Source organism: Fibrobacter sp. UWB3 (assembly GCF_002210405.1).
GTDB lineage: Bacteria > Fibrobacterota > Fibrobacteria > Fibrobacterales > Fibrobacteraceae > Fibrobacter.
In genome coordinates this window covers 68310-84016 of sequence record NZ_MWQJ01000004.1, presented here as the reverse complement: position 1 = coordinate 84016, position 15707 = coordinate 68310, and the positions used below count along the sequence as shown (strand labels likewise).

Genomic DNA, 15707 nt, shown 5'->3' with positions numbered 1-15707 from the left:
TTTATTGCAAGATTTCCCAACGTCCATTCTTTCGAGAACCAATGCGGGCAATGTACGATTTTTCCCGTAAAGCCTTCAAAGTTCTATTAATCGTTGGTTCGGAATAACCCGTTTCATGCATAAGCAAGGGAACCGTAATAGACGGATTCCGTTTTATTTCTGCGTAAATCAGCGATTCTGTTTCCGTAAGATTTATCCTATCGTTTAACCTATCATTTATCCTATCATTTATCCTATCATTTATCCTATCACCCAACTTATCACCCAACCGCTGTTGACCTTCAAAATAGAACGAAGTCCGCATGAAATGATCCGTAAACGAAAAAGCTTTTTCGTCATAGGAGCGCAGAATACGCCGCATACCGCTCCCAAGCTGTTCGACCATATCTAAATCATGGAAAATACGCATAAGTTCGCGATTGCGCGGCATCGAGCAACAGTTGAAGAAATCTTCTTTCGAAAGGCCTTCCACTAACCCACCGTAGTTCGTTATTTCCATCCTGTCAGAAAAAATCTCAAACAGGGGCGGAACCTCTTTTGTGTAATCATTATGAACGACTGCATTGATTACAGCCTCACGCAAGGCAACCGGATCAACCAAAGGCTTTTCGATACGCTCCATAGGAGTGATTTTTGCATGAGTAATGTTCGCCACTTTCAATCGCGTGAGCACCGATTTTACAGCCTTGATAATACTACAATAGCCAAACTCTTCATTTTCAATAAGGTCGTACTTGTCCGCGCCTTTGTACCGCGCCACCTTTATCGACACACCGTTTTCATCAGCAAGGAGATAAGCGTTGTAATTGTATCTCCCATCGGGAGTAAGCAATTCTAGAGTCTTGGCAAATTGACTATTCAAGGGCTTTTTACTTTCTTCGTAGTAAATTTTCAACTGGCTAAATGTCAAATCCTGCCGCGGGGCCGGAATTCTAGCAAGAGAAATCTTTGCGCGAGAGGCGAAAGTCTCTAGAATCATCTTTTCGCTCATTCCATGGACTGAACTCCCCACACGCATAAAGCAACCTTCGGACGTCATACCAGCTTTTTTCAGGTAATACGGCTTTTCGGGACCACCAGAAATCGCCACATGAACAATACCCTTGTCGTCTTTTTCCTCCGTCACGACTTCAAAGAGCCCAATAGCATTCGGCTTGATATTGTTCAAAATTCTATCAGCCACTTGACGCTGCACATGGTCTATATCCTTTACGCCATATACAGAGCCATCGTCATTGACTCCAATATAGATGTGTCCACCTGTAGAATTCAAAAAAGCGATTACAGAACGCTCAAAGGTTTCGGACAATTCGCGCTTGTATTCAACAAGATGATTTTCTTTGTTCATTACGCCTCCATTGGGCTGTTGAGGCGTCCCCTTATTCCAGAAACCCAGAATAAAAAAAGACGCGATTCTCCATTTGACAGAGAATCACGTGCTGCATTAATGTACCTAATATCGCCAGATGTGGCAAGGGGTGTGGGAAAATTTTACAAATAGGATTATTTTGTTGACACCAATGCGCGGATTTTACCGGACACAGCGCACAGAACGATAGTCCTCTTTCGCGAACGCATTCAAACTCGCAGCATCACTGCTGAACGACAAGAACAAATAATACGCATTCGATTCTGGATTTTCAGGATCTTCGGTCGCGCTCCAAAAATACGCGTAACCGCCAAAGCCATCGAACTTGCCACCCGTAATTGCACCATCATCTGCTTTCAAAACAGCGCTGCGATATCCCGCCGGGAGCGCGTTGAATCCGAATTCATCGGAGCCGTTACCTTTTTTTGAACCAACCATCCTTTGCCTTTAAAGCCGCGCCAACTTTATTCGGGACCACGCCGGAATTGCCAGCACGAGACGTCGCGGCATCCCCAGAAGTTGCGAGATTCACCGCAGAAATGAGTGCCGCAAAGTCCGCCTTCGTTGGGAGGCGCCATCCCTCAGGGCAAATCGTTTTCGCCTCCGCCCATGTATAGAGCCGCCCCAACCGTTTGCAATTGCGAGTATCACCATCTGGGCAAGCACTTGTTTCCGTTTCGTAATTCAGATTTTCCGCCATCCACGTGAGATCGCCAATCTTCACAACATCATAACTCTGCCCGTCACGCGAATCCGTGAAGGACTCGGAACAAGCCAAGAGGAGGAAGAAAAGAGAGGTGATAAAGAAAGAGGAATGAAATGGGATGCGCATAGGGAGAATTTAAAAAATTTAGTTCCTAAACTTTTCAAACTCTTCTTATCACACCTTTGGCATTGCTTGGTAAATTTTCCCATTTAAAAGTTTTCCATTTTCCTTCTTGGAACGGCGAACACCATCAACGCCCCATGCACCCCACTGTTTAAAGAAGAACGCAACATTCTGTTCCGAAGCTTGTTTCTGGATATTTTCAACCCATGCTTTTTGCATCAGCCTTGCCTTAGGGCCGCTTTCGCCTCCAACAATAACCCAATGGATTCCATCAAGGTTTATTTCACCAAGGTCACTCAACAAGGGCTCGCAAGAAAGAAAGCGAACTTTGGCATTTATTTTACGCAATACTGCTATACGACTTTTACGAACAGCATTTTCAACAGTTACTCCAATCCAAGCATTATCCGGCACACTTCGAGTTTTAAAAAACTCTTCCATTCGTTCCGCTCTTTTCGTGAGAATTTGGAAACGGTGGTTCGTGGCCTTCTTGATTGTTTTGAAAACCTTATCAATAAAAGTAAAAGGGACTTTTTCATTGAACAAGTCGCTCATGGAGCATACAAAGATATTGCTGGGATAACGCCAATGAAGAGGTTCATCTAAGGATTCTTCGTGTACTGTAACATCAAAGCCGTTTTTGTACTTATCAAGCCCCATATTCTGCAAACGCAAAGACATGGTAGCCGCATAACAATTTGCACAACCTTCAGATAAACGGTCACACCCTGTAACCGGATTCCATGTCTGATCAGTCCATTCAATCTTCGTAGTCTTCATCTAGATAGCCTTGACATATATTCTTTCCATTTTATCATCATCAAGATAAAATGCATTCTGTCTAATTTTTTTAGATTCATCGTATGCACAAACTTGAATTTTCCCTTGTTCGGCAAATTTTCTCAATGCCGCATTACCATGCTTAGGCATGGAACCATGTTCAAAGCAAAAATCTCGAATCTGTATATTTGTTTTTGAACCTGTTTTTAAGTAGGATATCAATTTATCTTCTAGACGATCCCTAAAGAATGATTCAAGAAATGATTCTTGCCCTTGGTTTCTCTTATCATATCCAGTTCCTTCTTCCTTGTCTATTTCCCATTTCGCTTCAACAAATTTTTCCAACCCTTTACGGTTACTAGAAAAATAAATCAAACAATTATGTCCCTTACCAGCATTATCTTGGATAATGAAACTATCTACAAAAACCTTCAATTTGTTTCGAAGGGTATCTAAAATATTTCTAAGAAAGGCTACATCGCTTTTTATTGTATATAGTTCCGGTACAGAGATGAATTCTTCTAAAAAAGTCTTTACGGCATTGGTCTCACCTTCATTACTTTTAAATCGGTAAATATGAGATAAGGGTAAAAAAAGCAAAAGTTCCGTATCCCCATCACTTAAAATTTTCTTTATATCATTAAGATGTATACTCTTATAACCAAAAGGGTCTATAAAGAAAAACCTTTTGAAATAATTATGCGTTTTATGATTTTCAATTATTAGAGGAAGAAAATCGGAATAATCCTGATTCTGAACATTTATCTTTACCCAACTTGTCTTTTGAATTTTGTGTTCTGCAACTAAAGCATTCAATTTTTTGAAGTTTTCGGGGTTCATCTCATTAAAGCAAATCTTCACACGCAATCCATCCAAGAATGTTTGCGAAAGATAGTCCATCAATATCTTTGGACTACCAGGATTTCCATTTTCATCTTCGCCAGGGCCAGCAAACAAATCAGCTATATAAATTCGATCTTTTTTATTCCAGGGCAGTTTATACGCTTTACTTAATACCTTGAGATATCTTTTGATATACGCTTTATATATACTAAGCTTGGCTTTGGTCGAATCATTGAAACCTTCAAAAAATTCTGGCATACTCTATCCCTTCCACACGTGTTCGCGGTGGTATTTCAGATATGGCAAGTGATGGGCGTCTATCCAGCGAAGACGCATATCGGGATAAATGCCTACCCTTTTCAGATTAGATTCATTCAGCTGAGACGATAGCATAATGCAGCCGTTATCGTCAAAGGTGATTAGCCCCTTGTCAAAGAGTGCGTCCAGATTGGCACTCAATAAGAATCCGTTATACACATCGAGGCGTTCTTCAGCAGAGGTACATTCATTCCATGGCCTTGCATGGCTAGCACGAAGGATTTCTGGAATAATGCTGTTAGTGACGGCACACGCACCTTTCCAGTAGTTCATTAGGGCTTCGCGATATACATCTTGGCCGACACGCTGTTTGACGGTTTCCTCGGTTTCGGTTGCAGGTAGGCCTCCAGCGACAATTTGTCGCCAACGCGTATTATATATTTCAATTGGTGTCGGCGGCAATGCAATGAACAGCTCTTGCATGCGGTGCAGTACACGGCGAAGCGACTCATACTCACGTTCTTGCACTATGATTTTTTGAGATCCAACAACATCGAAAGCACCTCCGACATGGAGTTCCGATTCATTGAACGGAGCTGTAAAGGTCACATCCATTTCGTGGTCGCAACACTTGATAGTGGCACGCTCGTTATGCGAGGCGCTACCAAGAGTGACGGAATCCAAGCCATCGGATTCCACGATGCTCCAGCCCGAATCGTCACCAGCCTTTTTAATCAGTTCCCGTTCAGTGAAGGTCATAGTATTGTTAATAGGTTCCCGCGTTTTCGATAGCCTCTTCAATTAAATCGGACAAGTTGTCTTCAATATCTCGATACACACCAACACTTGTAACACACCTAGAATTAAATGTGCGCACATATTGAGACAAAGGTTCTCCATCATCAGTATAATTAAAATCCAATGGATTCAAACCTTTTTCGGATTGATTGCCGTCAGAATCTTTCAATTTATGAACATAAACGCCAACAATACCCTTTTCTAATTCGTAGGCCTTTTGAATTTCATAATCCACCCAAGGACGCGTAAATGTTGTTTCACCAATAAGAACAATTAAACAAGAACGCATTTTTAACTGCGAATTAATCCATCGTTTAATGGTCAGTTCACTACCCTTTACTTTTTCCCAATCATTATCTGTGAATGTAGAGGATTGATCTACAATTCCCATATTGCGAACTTGGTTTGCTCGCCACGCATCAGCATCGTATTCAAAGCTAAAGAATACTTGTCTTTTTATTGGAGTCATCACTCTCACCTTTATACATCAAAGCATAACTCAACAATTACAAGGACAACAACAAACTACAAAACTAATTTTCGTTCCTATTTGAAAAACGCAAGTAACAAAGGCTATAACAAAAGGAATTCCATAAAGTGGCCATAATGTTTTAGCCAACGCAGTATCAATTCGAGAACCAACACGCTTCTTATACGGATTCGGATCTAAACTGTATTGATTATCAAAATTTCCCTTAGACCTAAGCAAAACGACTTCTTTGTACATTTCTCTATACGCCCTTTCCGTTTGCAAAAAGAATGCATCAAGATACCAAAAAGCCGTCACCCCCAACAAGATAATAACAGCAAGTAGCAACACGGATAATTTCCCGTTGAACAAAGCCAAAATACCTCCAATATATGTAATGGTCCAGCCCTTTATTAAAAAGGAGTTGCTCGCCATTCTCTTTATACAATCTTGAATCAGATCAAGTTCCTTATGAAACGCTGTCAATTGTTCTGCTTGAAGCATCTTTAAACCTCCACTGAAATGTTATAGTCTTCAATATTTTCCATAATATACGCTGCTGTATCGATATAGCTCTGCGGATCTTTCGCAAAATCAGCCCACTTTACAACTTTGATATACGAGGATTCACCGCTAAGAATAACAACGCCATTCAAGCATCGGGAGGCGTTTACACGCTTACGATTGAACATATTCTTCGCAACGATATCGAATGTCACATTATTATTGTATCTCGTACAGCTGCAATTATAATTGCACGAACTTTCATTCAAATAATACGAATATGAACCGCGCCTGTCAGGAAGGACTACTGCCAAGATGGCATTAGATTGACTAGTCCGTTCATCTCTAGTCACTCGACGAAGCGAATACGAAATTTCCCAGGGAATCCACTGCGACGAATCCCTTCTATGGGGTTCCTTCATATTCGGAGATATCAATAGAATTGTGGTCGAACTATCGAAAATACGGTCTTTTAACATTTCCCAGATTGTATTTTCATCGTAATTCGACAAATCTTCGCCATCACGCTCGGCCTTATTGACATCATCTGTCTGATTGAAATACCGCTGCAACAGGTCAACATAGTCACGAACAGTAGTATGTTCAAACATTTCGGGCAATGGGTCTTTAAGCGGACAAACGTCATCATCCGCGTACTTGTACGATATGAATATTTTCTTACCCATTTACGAAAGCCACTTTGATAACGGTATATAAGTAAATGTACCATTCTTTTTAAATCTCACGTACCACCCACGCTGCTTTGGAACATTCAAGTTCTTAAATCCGGAGTTCGATTCTATTTCCTCATGAAAAAAATTTTCAGGATTAAACACATCCTGCTCATTTATATTTCCACTTCCATCACCTTCACAATAGACGATAAACGGATATATTTCCATATACTCATTCCCTCTATAATTTTGGCGAGCAATCTGAGTGTCATGCCATGCAAGGAACGCCAGGTTATCAGGAAGCTTTTGTACATCGCCCATTCCAAGTTCCCAGTTGCACCATTTTGATGCTATTGCTCCATTAGATGCCAGGAATAAGAATCTATCACACGTCTTGATCTTTTTCTTTATCACCTGAGCTGTTTTTATAGAAGTTCTTAAAGGGAGAGATTTATCTTCGCTATCTATATAAACATATACATTATATCTATTTCTTAGAAAAGAAATTAGCCCCATCGTATATTGTAAATCACTATGACTATGGGAAAGAAAAACAAATAGTTTACATTTAGACGACTGATAGTATTGTTTGCCAAGATTTTCGAGTCCTTCCCAATCATCTTCATTCTTTAAATAGTGAGACTCTTCTTGAAAACGACGATACTCGTATTCAATATCCTTATCAATATATTCTTCAAACAGTCTTGGTTGAAATAAATCTTGCAACAAAATCATTTTCTAGTTCCTTGTTTTAATTCATCTTATCCCAGGCTTCGAGGACGAGGCGTTGGGTGCGGTATTCGCCGTAGGTTGAGAGTTCGGCGTCGCGGAGGACGCGGAAGGTTTCGCTGGGGTAATCGTCGCCCATGACGGTTTTGGGGTCGAGGATGTATTCGAGGTCGCGGCGGCTTAAGCCGTAGAGTTTTGCGAAGTAGGCGTCGAGTTCGGCGCGAAGCCCCGCTCTGTGCGAGTCTTCGAAGACGATGGGCGGAATAGAGGCCGGATCGAAGTCGGAGGCGGCAAGGGCATTGATGTCGGTGCCGGTTGGCAAATCCTTGTGCTGGGCAATTATGAGCTTGCGGAGGTCCACGCTAGCGTCGTTCCAGAGAGCACGAGCCCATTCGACGATATCGGTAGCGGTATAGGTCAGGGCGAATACACGCGGGACGATAAAGTTGATGGCAGTTTCAGTGAATGCGGCCGGAGGAAGAACAGGTAACTGTTTCGTCACAAACATTGTTGCGTATGACCCGCCTATTTTTGTACGTGATACAAAATCAAACGGCAAAGCATTGAAATTCGCTAACAAGCAAGACATCATAACAGCACCTTGACTGAACGATGACAATAATTGAGTATTATGTCCAACTCCGCAAAAAGGCATTACTGACGCAATCATCGTTCTTTCGTTCATGGCATTGGTTACGCCTCGCCATCCCATTAGATACTTTGGGCAATATTTTTCAGTAGCATTGAGCAGTTTCTGCACAATATCATCGCTTTTGGTGGCATCAAGATAAACTTTCTGCAAATCAGCATCCGTTTCCGTCATAGCAAAATGCAGGCAAAGTTCACGGAGCTTTTGTCCATCTTCTTTACGCAAAGCGGAGACTACAGAGGAATCTAGGGTGGTTGATCGCAGCACTGTTTCGGTATATGGCACCCAATATTCTGGTTGAACCACGAAACCCACATCAGCCTTTTGCACTAACGAAATATCAACTGTTTTCCCATTAACAAATGTTGCCCAACGATGATCCATCTGATGCATCATTTTAGGTTCATACAAAGGTAGCATCATTTTCCCATCAGCCCCTTCCCCTGAAACCTTTGCAAAGAGATCACTTGCCGATGTCATGTTATACATCTGTTGGAATTTGATATTCCACGGATTTCCGTTCTTATCATCAGATTCACGAATAAAAACGCCCGCCTTGCGATATATCTTCTTCGCAAGTTCGGCATCTTCCTGACTTCGGAACACGGGGCATGTGTGCGTATTCGGGTTAATCAAGTCAAAGTCATCCGCCGTCATCGAGAAATGGCGTCGTTTGTCTTCGAGTTCGGGTACATTCTTGAGGAAGAATGCAAAGTCGCCCGGCGTATTCCCGGCTGCAATCGTCAGCAAGCAGAACTTGAACATTCGATGCACATTGGGGAATATGCCTTCCTTATTTTCGAAATCATAAAGGCTATGAAGTTTTCCTTTGGAGGCTATTTCACCAAAGAACGCCTTAGTTGAATCATCTGTGGCAATTCCGGATGGACATACAAAACCAGTAGTTCCTCGTTCATTACGGAGACGATAATTTAATTCAGCAAATTTTGAATAAAGATTCACCTTTCCAAACGATGTCAACGGGAAACGGCCACTATTTCCATAATAGGTGTTCTCCGCTTCTAAAGCATGTTTTCTTATTTCATACAGCTCGTATATATGCGGCCGGTCTTTTTTCAGCTGATCTATTGCTATTTTTCGATCATTACCATTTAACATAGCAATTTCTGGCAAAAGGTTCGCGAAAAATTCAACTTCCTTTAACTGCGATACCTCCCACGGTGGGTTACCCACTACGCAATCGAAGCCGCCCTTAGCGAACACTTCCGGGAACTCCACCGGCCAATGGAAGAATGAGTATTCTTCGCTCAGTTTGGCAGCAAGTTCACGGACTCCTTGTTTGGTTTCTGCAAGGTCGTTCATTACGTCGTAAACATCTTCGCTGGTCGGAATCGTCAACGGATCCGTCTTTTTAGCGAAGAATGCCGCCGTATAGAGATCGCAAGCAGCACGATTCCTAATGTAGTCCGCATCATTTAGGAGTTTCTCATAAAGCGCACGTTTACGCTCTTCACTTGCCAAGTTGTCATTAGGCAATGCCTCTATATCGCGAGTAAGCTTAGCCAGCCTTTCATTAGATAGAGGTTTCGCCTTCTTAAGGAAACTCTGCTGCGACTTTTTACCCGACTGGGAGTCATTCGTCTTCTTAGTCGCCGTACATACGGCCTTGTCATCGCCAATTAATGCCGTGTACGCAGCCGCGGGGATTCCGTCATTCAGTACCTTGAGGTCAAATACGCCTACAAGCGAGTTTCCCTGCTTGATATGGTGATTCAGGAACTCCAACGGTTTGCCCGGTTCGTAACCTTCGAGCCAGAGCGCGGTGCGAGCCAGTTCCACGGCCATTTCATTCAGGTCCACGCCGTAAATGCAGTTGGTAATCACGTCGCGAAGCGCCTTGCGGTAGGTTTCGGCGGTCGCGCTTTCCCCCGTCTTTTCGAGACGCTTTTCGCTGAGGACTTCAGCCAAGCGGCGGCTACCGGCAAGCAAAAAATGCCCAGAACCGCTGCCAGCGTCAATCATACGGAAATCAAGGATGGCGCGTTCGTAGTCCGGTTCGCGTTTTTCCTTACGGGCAAGGTCTTCTTCGGCCTTGAGCTTCGCTTCGATGGCGGGTTCAAGAGCCGTCTTGACGAGGCTCTGCACAAGGCTTGCATCGGTATAGTAGCTACCACTGAGCTTACGGGCGTTACCCTTGGTCGATCCGTCTTCGATAATGCCGTCTTCGTCGCCCACGCCCACGAAACTGAACGTCTTGGCCTGTAAATCCACATGGGGCACTAGTTCCAACAGGCTCTCGTAAACGGAGCCGAACTCTTCGGTGCCCATGTTGCGATAATCGGTGAAGGTCTTCACGTCGTCGATATCGTTCCAACGAAGCTGACGGATGGCCTTCATCAAGTGTTCGTTATCGAGTTCGCACGCATCCAGTAGCGGACACTGGTCGGCCTTGAACAGACCTCCAAGCGGCATCAAGTCCAGATTGTCGTTACCTTCCTGGAATGCCTTATAGACCACCTTCACGCCGTGCCACAGGTCGGTATAGCGGTCGGTACGGATAGCCTTCTTGGCGCGTTCGGCCAAGCGGTGGACGCTGTAGCCGGTCCAGTAGAGCCGATGGGCGTTGCGGAATCTGGGTTCAAGTTCCGCGTCGGTGCCGGATTCGCTGGGATGAGCAAAAATCAGGCCACGTTCCTCGATAGTGCTAAGGAAGAGGAATCGGTAAACTTCACGGAGTAGCGCCTTGTAGAACACCTGAACGGTATAGGGAGCACCGTCCGGGCGCTTGCCTTCGGCAAGGGAGTTCAGAAGCACATTGTTGCCGGGGCCTTCAGTCTTGAGGAATCCGGCGCCAAGGTATAGGAGAGCATTCGTCACTCCGGTACGCAGACCTTCGCGCACGCGCGTCCCCTGCAAGATGCCTTCGGTACGCCACTGTTCCCATACGTTCACGCGGCTTGCCTGCATAAAGCACCAGAACGCCACGAAATCAGGGTAACGGTCTTCCTTGAGGATGGATTCGATATTGAACGAGAGGTAGCTAGGACGGACAAGGCTTTCGGAATCGCGGAGCAATCGGAGTTCACGCCCGTTGGTGACAATCGCCCATGTGCAAGGTTCACTTGCGTTCAGGAACATCTGGGCAAGCGCATAGCCGCTCTTTTTGCGGCTAGTCACGCCTTCGATGGTGAAACGGGCATCGGCCATGTCGAGCGAGAGGTCTGCTGGCACAATAACAAGCGGAACATTTGGCGTCACGTAGGTCGTCACCGGGTATTTCACGCCGCCGATTACGGCTGGCTGTTCCTCGGTAATACCGGTATAGTCGAGAGCGGTACCGAAAAGCTGGAAGACGAAATTCTTGAGACTGTCAAACGAGGCATTCTTTGACGCATATTCGGCGTAGAGCGCCTTCGCGATACTGAACGCACGGCTGGTTTGGTCACTGAACTTGATTCCCGGAGGCAAGTTGTAGTCCTTTTCGGACTGGGCCGAGCACTTGCGCTGGGCAATCTGGGCGATACTGTCACTTACAAAGAGGGAACCGACCAAGTCAATCGTCGAAAATTCAATCTGGTTCTTTTTCATCTGAGTATTTCCGGGTTCAGCAAAAATTCAATCAGGTTCACGTGAAGGATTCCGTCCGTATCGCGGAATGTCTCGGGGATGTCGTTCTGGACGATGATTTTCGAGAAGAAATCCTTGGCGAGTTTTAGCGAATCGAGTTCCGCCTTGATTTTTTCGTCGGTGTTCATCTGCCAAGCCGACTGGATGTAGATACGCTTGTCGCCGTGGTTTACCACAAAGTCGATTTCCTTTTGGACCCTTCCACCTTTATTCCTGTCAACAACGACACCCACATCTACCGAGTAGCCTCGCGAAACGAGTTCGTTATAGACAATGTTTTCCATCAAGTGACCGGAATCAATCTGACGGAAATTCAGTCGGGCATTGCGCAGCCCCACATCGGTAAAGTAATACTTGTTCGGGTAATCGAAGTAATGCTTGCCCTTGACATCGTAGCGCTTGGCCTCGCTTACGATAAAGGCATCCTTGCAATGTTCAATGTAATCGCTCACGGTGTTCACGCTCAATTTTTCGTTCTTGACGCTCTTGAGTGCATTCGTGATGTTGGTCGGGTTCGTAAGGGAACTTATCTGGGAACTGAGATTATCCAGTATGTTTCCAAGAATGTCGGAACGCGCCACATTGTTGCGTTCCACGATATCCTTGATATAGACTTCATCGAAAAGCGATGCGAGATACTGCTTTTGCTGCTCCGAGTTTTTCAGTTTCAGCAAATAAGGCATTCCACCGTAAAGCATATAGGCGTCGAAATCGTCGCGGACATGCCCGGCCCTGTACCCGTGAAATTCGGCAAAGCTCAGCGGATAAACGTGTATTTGCGATGCTCGACCACGAAATTCTGTCGCGATGTCCTTGGAAAGCATCTTCGAGTTGCTACCCGTGACATAGACATCCAGATTCTCATAGTCCTTGAGCTCGTTCAACAAATCGTAAACGGTGATTTCGTGCCCAGCATTGTCGGGATCCGGAACAGAATAGCAGAACTGGATTTCGTCGATAAACAGATAATACTTTTTACGGCGGTCCTTTATTTGCGATTCTACGTATTCGGCAAGGACTACCGGGTTCCTGAACTTCGCGAACTTGCGCTTGTCCAGTTCAAGCATAATGATGTTCTCTGCCCTGGAGCCATTTTTCAACAGGTAGTCGTAAAAAAGATGGAACAGGAGCGTCGATTTTCCACAACGCCTGATACCTGTAATGACCTTGATCTGGCCATCCCACATGTAATCGACAATCTTTTTTAGATACCGTTCGCGATCAATCATTAAAGCCTCCATCCAAGCGACGCCTTGACTGAAAAGTTACGCCAAAAATGGCAAAAGAATTCAGACATAATATAATAAAAAAGACTCGCCACAGGTCATTATAGGTCGCCTCCGGGCACAAGCACATAACATCCAATCAAGTCCGCCGGTAAGCACGGCTCCACGGTCACGGTACCGTAACGCTGGGCGCTGGCCGAACGAACTCGCAAATGGTCTTCGGAAAGCACGGCCCCGCGTCTCTGGGCAAGGTCCGCAAAAAGCTGGGTATTACCCCGATAAAAGTCAAGCGCACGAGCCACATTGTCGCGGATAACGGGTTCGCCAAGATTTCCGGTCGGACTCCCTTCGAGGAGCGCGTTTACGTCGCCGTTTTCGATGATTCGAGGCTCCCCTACCAAGTTGACGGCCACCGCCACGGCCTCTTCGGCCATCATCAGCTTCGGCACATTCTTGCCGGTATTGCGCAACTGGTAACGAACTCGGAGCAAGTAAATGGCGGTCAGTTCATTCACGGCCTCGGTCTCGTACGCGCCAGAACGGGCTGCGATGTCGTTCTTGCCAGAAAGAGCGCCTTCCAACAGATAGTTAGAGAGACTCTCCACGATGGGATTCGTACGGTGAATAAAGGCATAGCCTTGCGGCGGCGGATACGCAAACGATATCTTCAGAGGCTTTTTCAGGTCCTTCTTGGGGAAAGATGCTTGCAACTGGCTACGGATTTCGAGAGGTAATGTCTTGACATCGAGGGTAAAGGCATGCTCCGAAGCACGTTCCTTCGCCGCATTCAAGCGCGTCGTCGCCACCTCGAAGAACTTCTGCACGTCTTCGGAGTCGCCAAGGGCTTCCTTCGTCTTGTCCCATTCCGGCATGATTTCTTCGGGCTTGAGGGACTGCTGGCTGAAAATGGTGCGGTTACGGCGTTCCTTGTCGATGGCGCGTTGCCAGTTCCGTTCAACATTGTTCACGTCGGTAGCAAACTCTTCGCCAAAGTCAAGTTCTAGCTGACCATTCTTATCGGTCGCCACGTATTTCTTGAGCAGAGCAGCTTTCACAAGCGCCACGCGGATATTGCCATTGTCTTCAGGAACCGGAACAGAAATACCGAGGTCTTCCTTGATCTTTTCGGCCTTGCGGAGGATTACATTGAAAATAAGTCCGTCTACCGGATTGTCGGCACCGTAAAGCATGGTACACCAGACATCCTTGCACTGTTGGCCGAAACGGTCTACACGGCCTTCGCGCTGTTCATGGCGAGTCGGATTCCATGCCAAGTCATAGTGAACGACGGCGTTAAAGTAGTCCTGAAGGTTAATACCTTCGGATAGGCAGTCCGTCGCCACGAGAATCGGCGAATCGGATTCCGCCAATTCACGGACCTGTTCTTCGCGTTCCTCATTGGTGAGTTCACCGGTAACGCATGCCACGCTGCACTTGGGGAACTCAGCCTTGAGCTGGTCGGCTACATAGTGCGCCGTCGCAATATACTTGCAGAAAATGACCGGACGGTAACTGTCGCCCGACTTCTTTAGCATCTTGAGCATGTCGTCAAGATGTTTGGCAAGACACTTGAACTTCGGATCTTCAATCTTGCCACTCAGGGATTCGGCCTTCGCTATCAGGCGCTTGACCGCTTCGGAATCTTCCAGAACCGGACTTACAAACTGGTCGTTGGCTTCTGTATCGTCTTCGCCGTCGTAGGTTTCGGTGATGTAGCCTTCCAAGAGAGCCGCATTTTCGGCGGTTTCTTCGGCCAGCTTGGCGTTCTCTTCGATGCTGTTCAGTCGAGTCGTAAGGGCGCTCTTGGCGGCAAGCGGACTGGAGGATATGCAGCGCAACAAAGCGAGCGTCGCATACCACATCATACGTCCCTTGAAACCGTCGGTAATTTCGGCCCTGTTCGCGATATCTACGCAGTATTCGCGAACCTCGTTAAAGAAGTCGCCCCATTCACCGGTCAACTTGTAGGTGATTTCCTTGGTCTTACGGTCAGGGAAAGCAGCCTTGCCGGGATAGTTCATCACGTCAATTCGACGGCGCTGTACCAGATGACGGCCCAAATCTTCACGGAGCTTCGTCTTTTCACTGGATGAGTGGTCCACGGACAAGTCGTCGAGTTCGGCATAGTCCTTTTTCAATAGCGAAAGAAGGTTATTGAAGGCATGTTCGTCGCCGGAATGCGGCGTTGCCGTCAAGAGGATAATATGGCGTTCCTCGTTCGCAGCCAAGTCCTGCAACAGGGAGAATCGCAACTGTCGGCCACCGCCCACGCAACATGTATGGGCCTCATCGACCACCAGCATGGCGTCGTCGATATGTGTCTTGAACCAGTCGCGGTGAGTGTCGCTCTTGATATAGTCCAGCGAAATGACCGCCGCCGGATAATGCTCAAAGAACTGTTCCGTCTTGCTGACCTCTTTTTCGAGGCTTGCAATAGAACGCGCCGTGATACCGACGGCGTCGATATTGAAGTGTTCCTTGAGTTCCGTCACCCACTGGGTCACAAGATGAGGCGGACATAGAACGACAAACTTGGATATTTCACCGCGTTCGTAGAGTTCCTTTATGATAAGGCCGGCCTCGATTGTCTTACCGATACCTACGTCATCGGCAATCAGCAAACGGACCACGGGCATCTTTAATGCCATCAGAAGAGGTACCAGCTGGTAGCTTCGCGGCTCAAAAGCCAAGTGGCCGAAACTGCGGAACGGTCCGGCGGCATTCGTAAGCTTGAGCTTCAACGCATCGCGGAGCAGCTTGGCGGATTCAAAACGTCCGATATCGGTCGTATTCGGAGCCGGGAATACGGCACTTTCAAGTCTCGTATCCTCGATGGACGGCATGATAACCTGAGTTTCGTCATCGGTTCCCCCAAGCGGACGGAGCTTGATGCAATCCTTCAAGTCGCAGGGTTCCACGACCCATTCGCGTCCACGCACTTTGACAAGGGAGCCTAAGGGGTAAATAACAGTATCAGCCATCTTAAATCCT

The 15707-nt window shown here is 46.2% G+C and carries 13 protein-coding genes; all 13 read right to left on the bottom strand.

The features are described from left to right. Position 1 precedes the first annotated feature (1 nt). Positions 2-1348 carry an RNA-binding domain-containing protein gene (locus tag B7991_RS06120; RefSeq protein WP_088630050.1) on the bottom strand — a complete coding sequence of 449 codons (1347 nt, stop codon included), beginning with the start codon at positions 1346-1348 and terminating at the stop codon, positions 2-4. Positions 1349-1531: 183 nt separating this feature from the next. Further along, positions 1532-1807 (bottom strand): FISUMP domain-containing protein, encoded by a 276-nt coding sequence (locus B7991_RS15100; protein WP_254917867.1) that lies wholly within the window; start codon positions 1805-1807, stop codon positions 1532-1534. Further along, positions 1785-2201: an FISUMP domain-containing protein gene (locus B7991_RS15095; RefSeq protein WP_254917866.1), complete on the bottom strand. Its 417-nt coding sequence runs from the start codon at positions 2199-2201 to the stop codon at positions 1785-1787. The genes B7991_RS15100 and B7991_RS15095 overlap by 23 nt, the downstream gene beginning before the upstream one ends. A gap of 48 nt (positions 2202-2249) precedes the next feature. Further along, positions 2250-2978 carry a DUF5131 family protein gene (locus tag B7991_RS06110; RefSeq protein WP_088630049.1) on the bottom strand — a complete coding sequence of 243 codons (729 nt, stop codon included), beginning with the start codon at positions 2976-2978 and terminating at the stop codon, positions 2250-2252. Then, a complete protein-coding gene (gene tcmP, locus B7991_RS06105) occupies positions 2979-4079 on the bottom strand; it encodes a three-Cys-motif partner protein TcmP (protein ID WP_088630048.1) in 1101 nt (366 codons plus the stop codon). A 3-nt stretch (positions 4080-4082) separates the two neighbouring features. Then, positions 4083-4838 carry an HNH endonuclease gene (locus B7991_RS06100; protein ID WP_088630047.1) on the bottom strand — a complete coding sequence of 252 codons (756 nt, stop codon included), beginning with the start codon at positions 4836-4838 and terminating at the stop codon, positions 4083-4085. Positions 4839-4845: 7 nt separating this feature from the next. After that, positions 4846-5346 (bottom strand): TIR domain-containing protein, encoded by a 501-nt coding sequence (locus tag B7991_RS06095; RefSeq protein WP_088630046.1) that lies wholly within the window; start codon positions 5344-5346, stop codon positions 4846-4848. A 30-nt stretch (positions 5347-5376) separates the two neighbouring features. After that, positions 5377-5850, bottom strand: coding sequence for a hypothetical protein (locus tag B7991_RS06090; RefSeq protein WP_088630045.1), 474 nt, complete (start codon positions 5848-5850; stop codon positions 5377-5379). A 2-nt stretch (positions 5851-5852) separates the two neighbouring features. Further along, positions 5853-6536: a TIR domain-containing protein gene (locus tag B7991_RS06085; RefSeq protein ID WP_088630044.1), complete on the bottom strand. Its 684-nt coding sequence runs from the start codon at positions 6534-6536 to the stop codon at positions 5853-5855. After that, positions 6537-7259: a toll/interleukin-1 receptor domain-containing protein gene (locus tag B7991_RS06080; protein WP_088630043.1), complete on the bottom strand. Its 723-nt coding sequence runs from the start codon at positions 7257-7259 to the stop codon at positions 6537-6539. Positions 7260-7275: 16 nt separating this feature from the next. Then, positions 7276-11451 carry an Eco57I restriction-modification methylase domain-containing protein gene (locus B7991_RS06075; protein ID WP_088630042.1) on the bottom strand — a complete coding sequence of 1392 codons (4176 nt, stop codon included), beginning with the start codon at positions 11449-11451 and terminating at the stop codon, positions 7276-7278. After that, positions 11448-12719: an ATP-binding protein gene (locus B7991_RS06070; RefSeq protein WP_088630041.1), complete on the bottom strand. Its 1272-nt coding sequence runs from the start codon at positions 12717-12719 to the stop codon at positions 11448-11450. The genes B7991_RS06075 and B7991_RS06070 overlap by 4 nt, the downstream gene beginning before the upstream one ends. Positions 12720-12817: 98 nt before the next feature. Beyond that, the gene (locus B7991_RS06065; protein WP_088630040.1) at positions 12818-15697 is read right to left on the bottom strand and encodes a helicase-related protein; all 2880 of its coding nucleotides are present in this window, start codon (positions 15695-15697) and stop codon (positions 12818-12820) included. Positions 15698-15707: the final 10 nt, after the last annotated feature.

Coding starts and splice junctions, on each gene's coding strand:
- B7991_RS06120 (WP_088630050.1), bottom strand. CDS start 1,348: ATGAACAAAGAAAATCATCTTGTTGAATACAAGCGCGAATTGTCCGAA.
- B7991_RS15100 (WP_254917867.1), bottom strand. CDS start 1,807: ATGGTTGGTTCAAAAAAAGGTAACGGCTCCGATGAATTCGGATTCAAC.
- B7991_RS15095 (WP_254917866.1), bottom strand. CDS start 2,201: ATGCGCATCCCATTTCATTCCTCTTTCTTTATCACCTCTCTTTTCTTC.
- B7991_RS06110 (WP_088630049.1), bottom strand. CDS start 2,978: ATGAAGACTACGAAGATTGAATGGACTGATCAGACATGGAATCCGGTT.
- tcmP (WP_088630048.1), bottom strand. CDS start 4,079: ATGCCAGAATTTTTTGAAGGTTTCAATGATTCGACCAAAGCCAAGCTT.
- B7991_RS06100 (WP_088630047.1), bottom strand. CDS start 4,838: ATGACCTTCACTGAACGGGAACTGATTAAAAAGGCTGGTGACGATTCG.
- B7991_RS06095 (WP_088630046.1), bottom strand. CDS start 5,346: ATGACTCCAATAAAAAGACAAGTATTCTTTAGCTTTGAATACGATGCT.
- B7991_RS06090 (WP_088630045.1), bottom strand. CDS start 5,850: ATGCTTCAAGCAGAACAATTGACAGCGTTTCATAAGGAACTTGATCTG.
- B7991_RS06085 (WP_088630044.1), bottom strand. CDS start 6,536: ATGGGTAAGAAAATATTCATATCGTACAAGTACGCGGATGATGACGTT.
- B7991_RS06080 (WP_088630043.1), bottom strand. CDS start 7,259: ATGATTTTGTTGCAAGATTTATTTCAACCAAGACTGTTTGAAGAATAT.
- B7991_RS06075 (WP_088630042.1), bottom strand. CDS start 11,451: ATGAAAAAGAACCAGATTGAATTTTCGACGATTGACTTGGTCGGTTCC.
- B7991_RS06070 (WP_088630041.1), bottom strand. CDS start 12,719: ATGATTGATCGCGAACGGTATCTAAAAAAGATTGTCGATTACATGTGG.
- B7991_RS06065 (WP_088630040.1), bottom strand. CDS start 15,697: ATGGCTGATACTGTTATTTACCCCTTAGGCTCCCTTGTCAAAGTGCGT.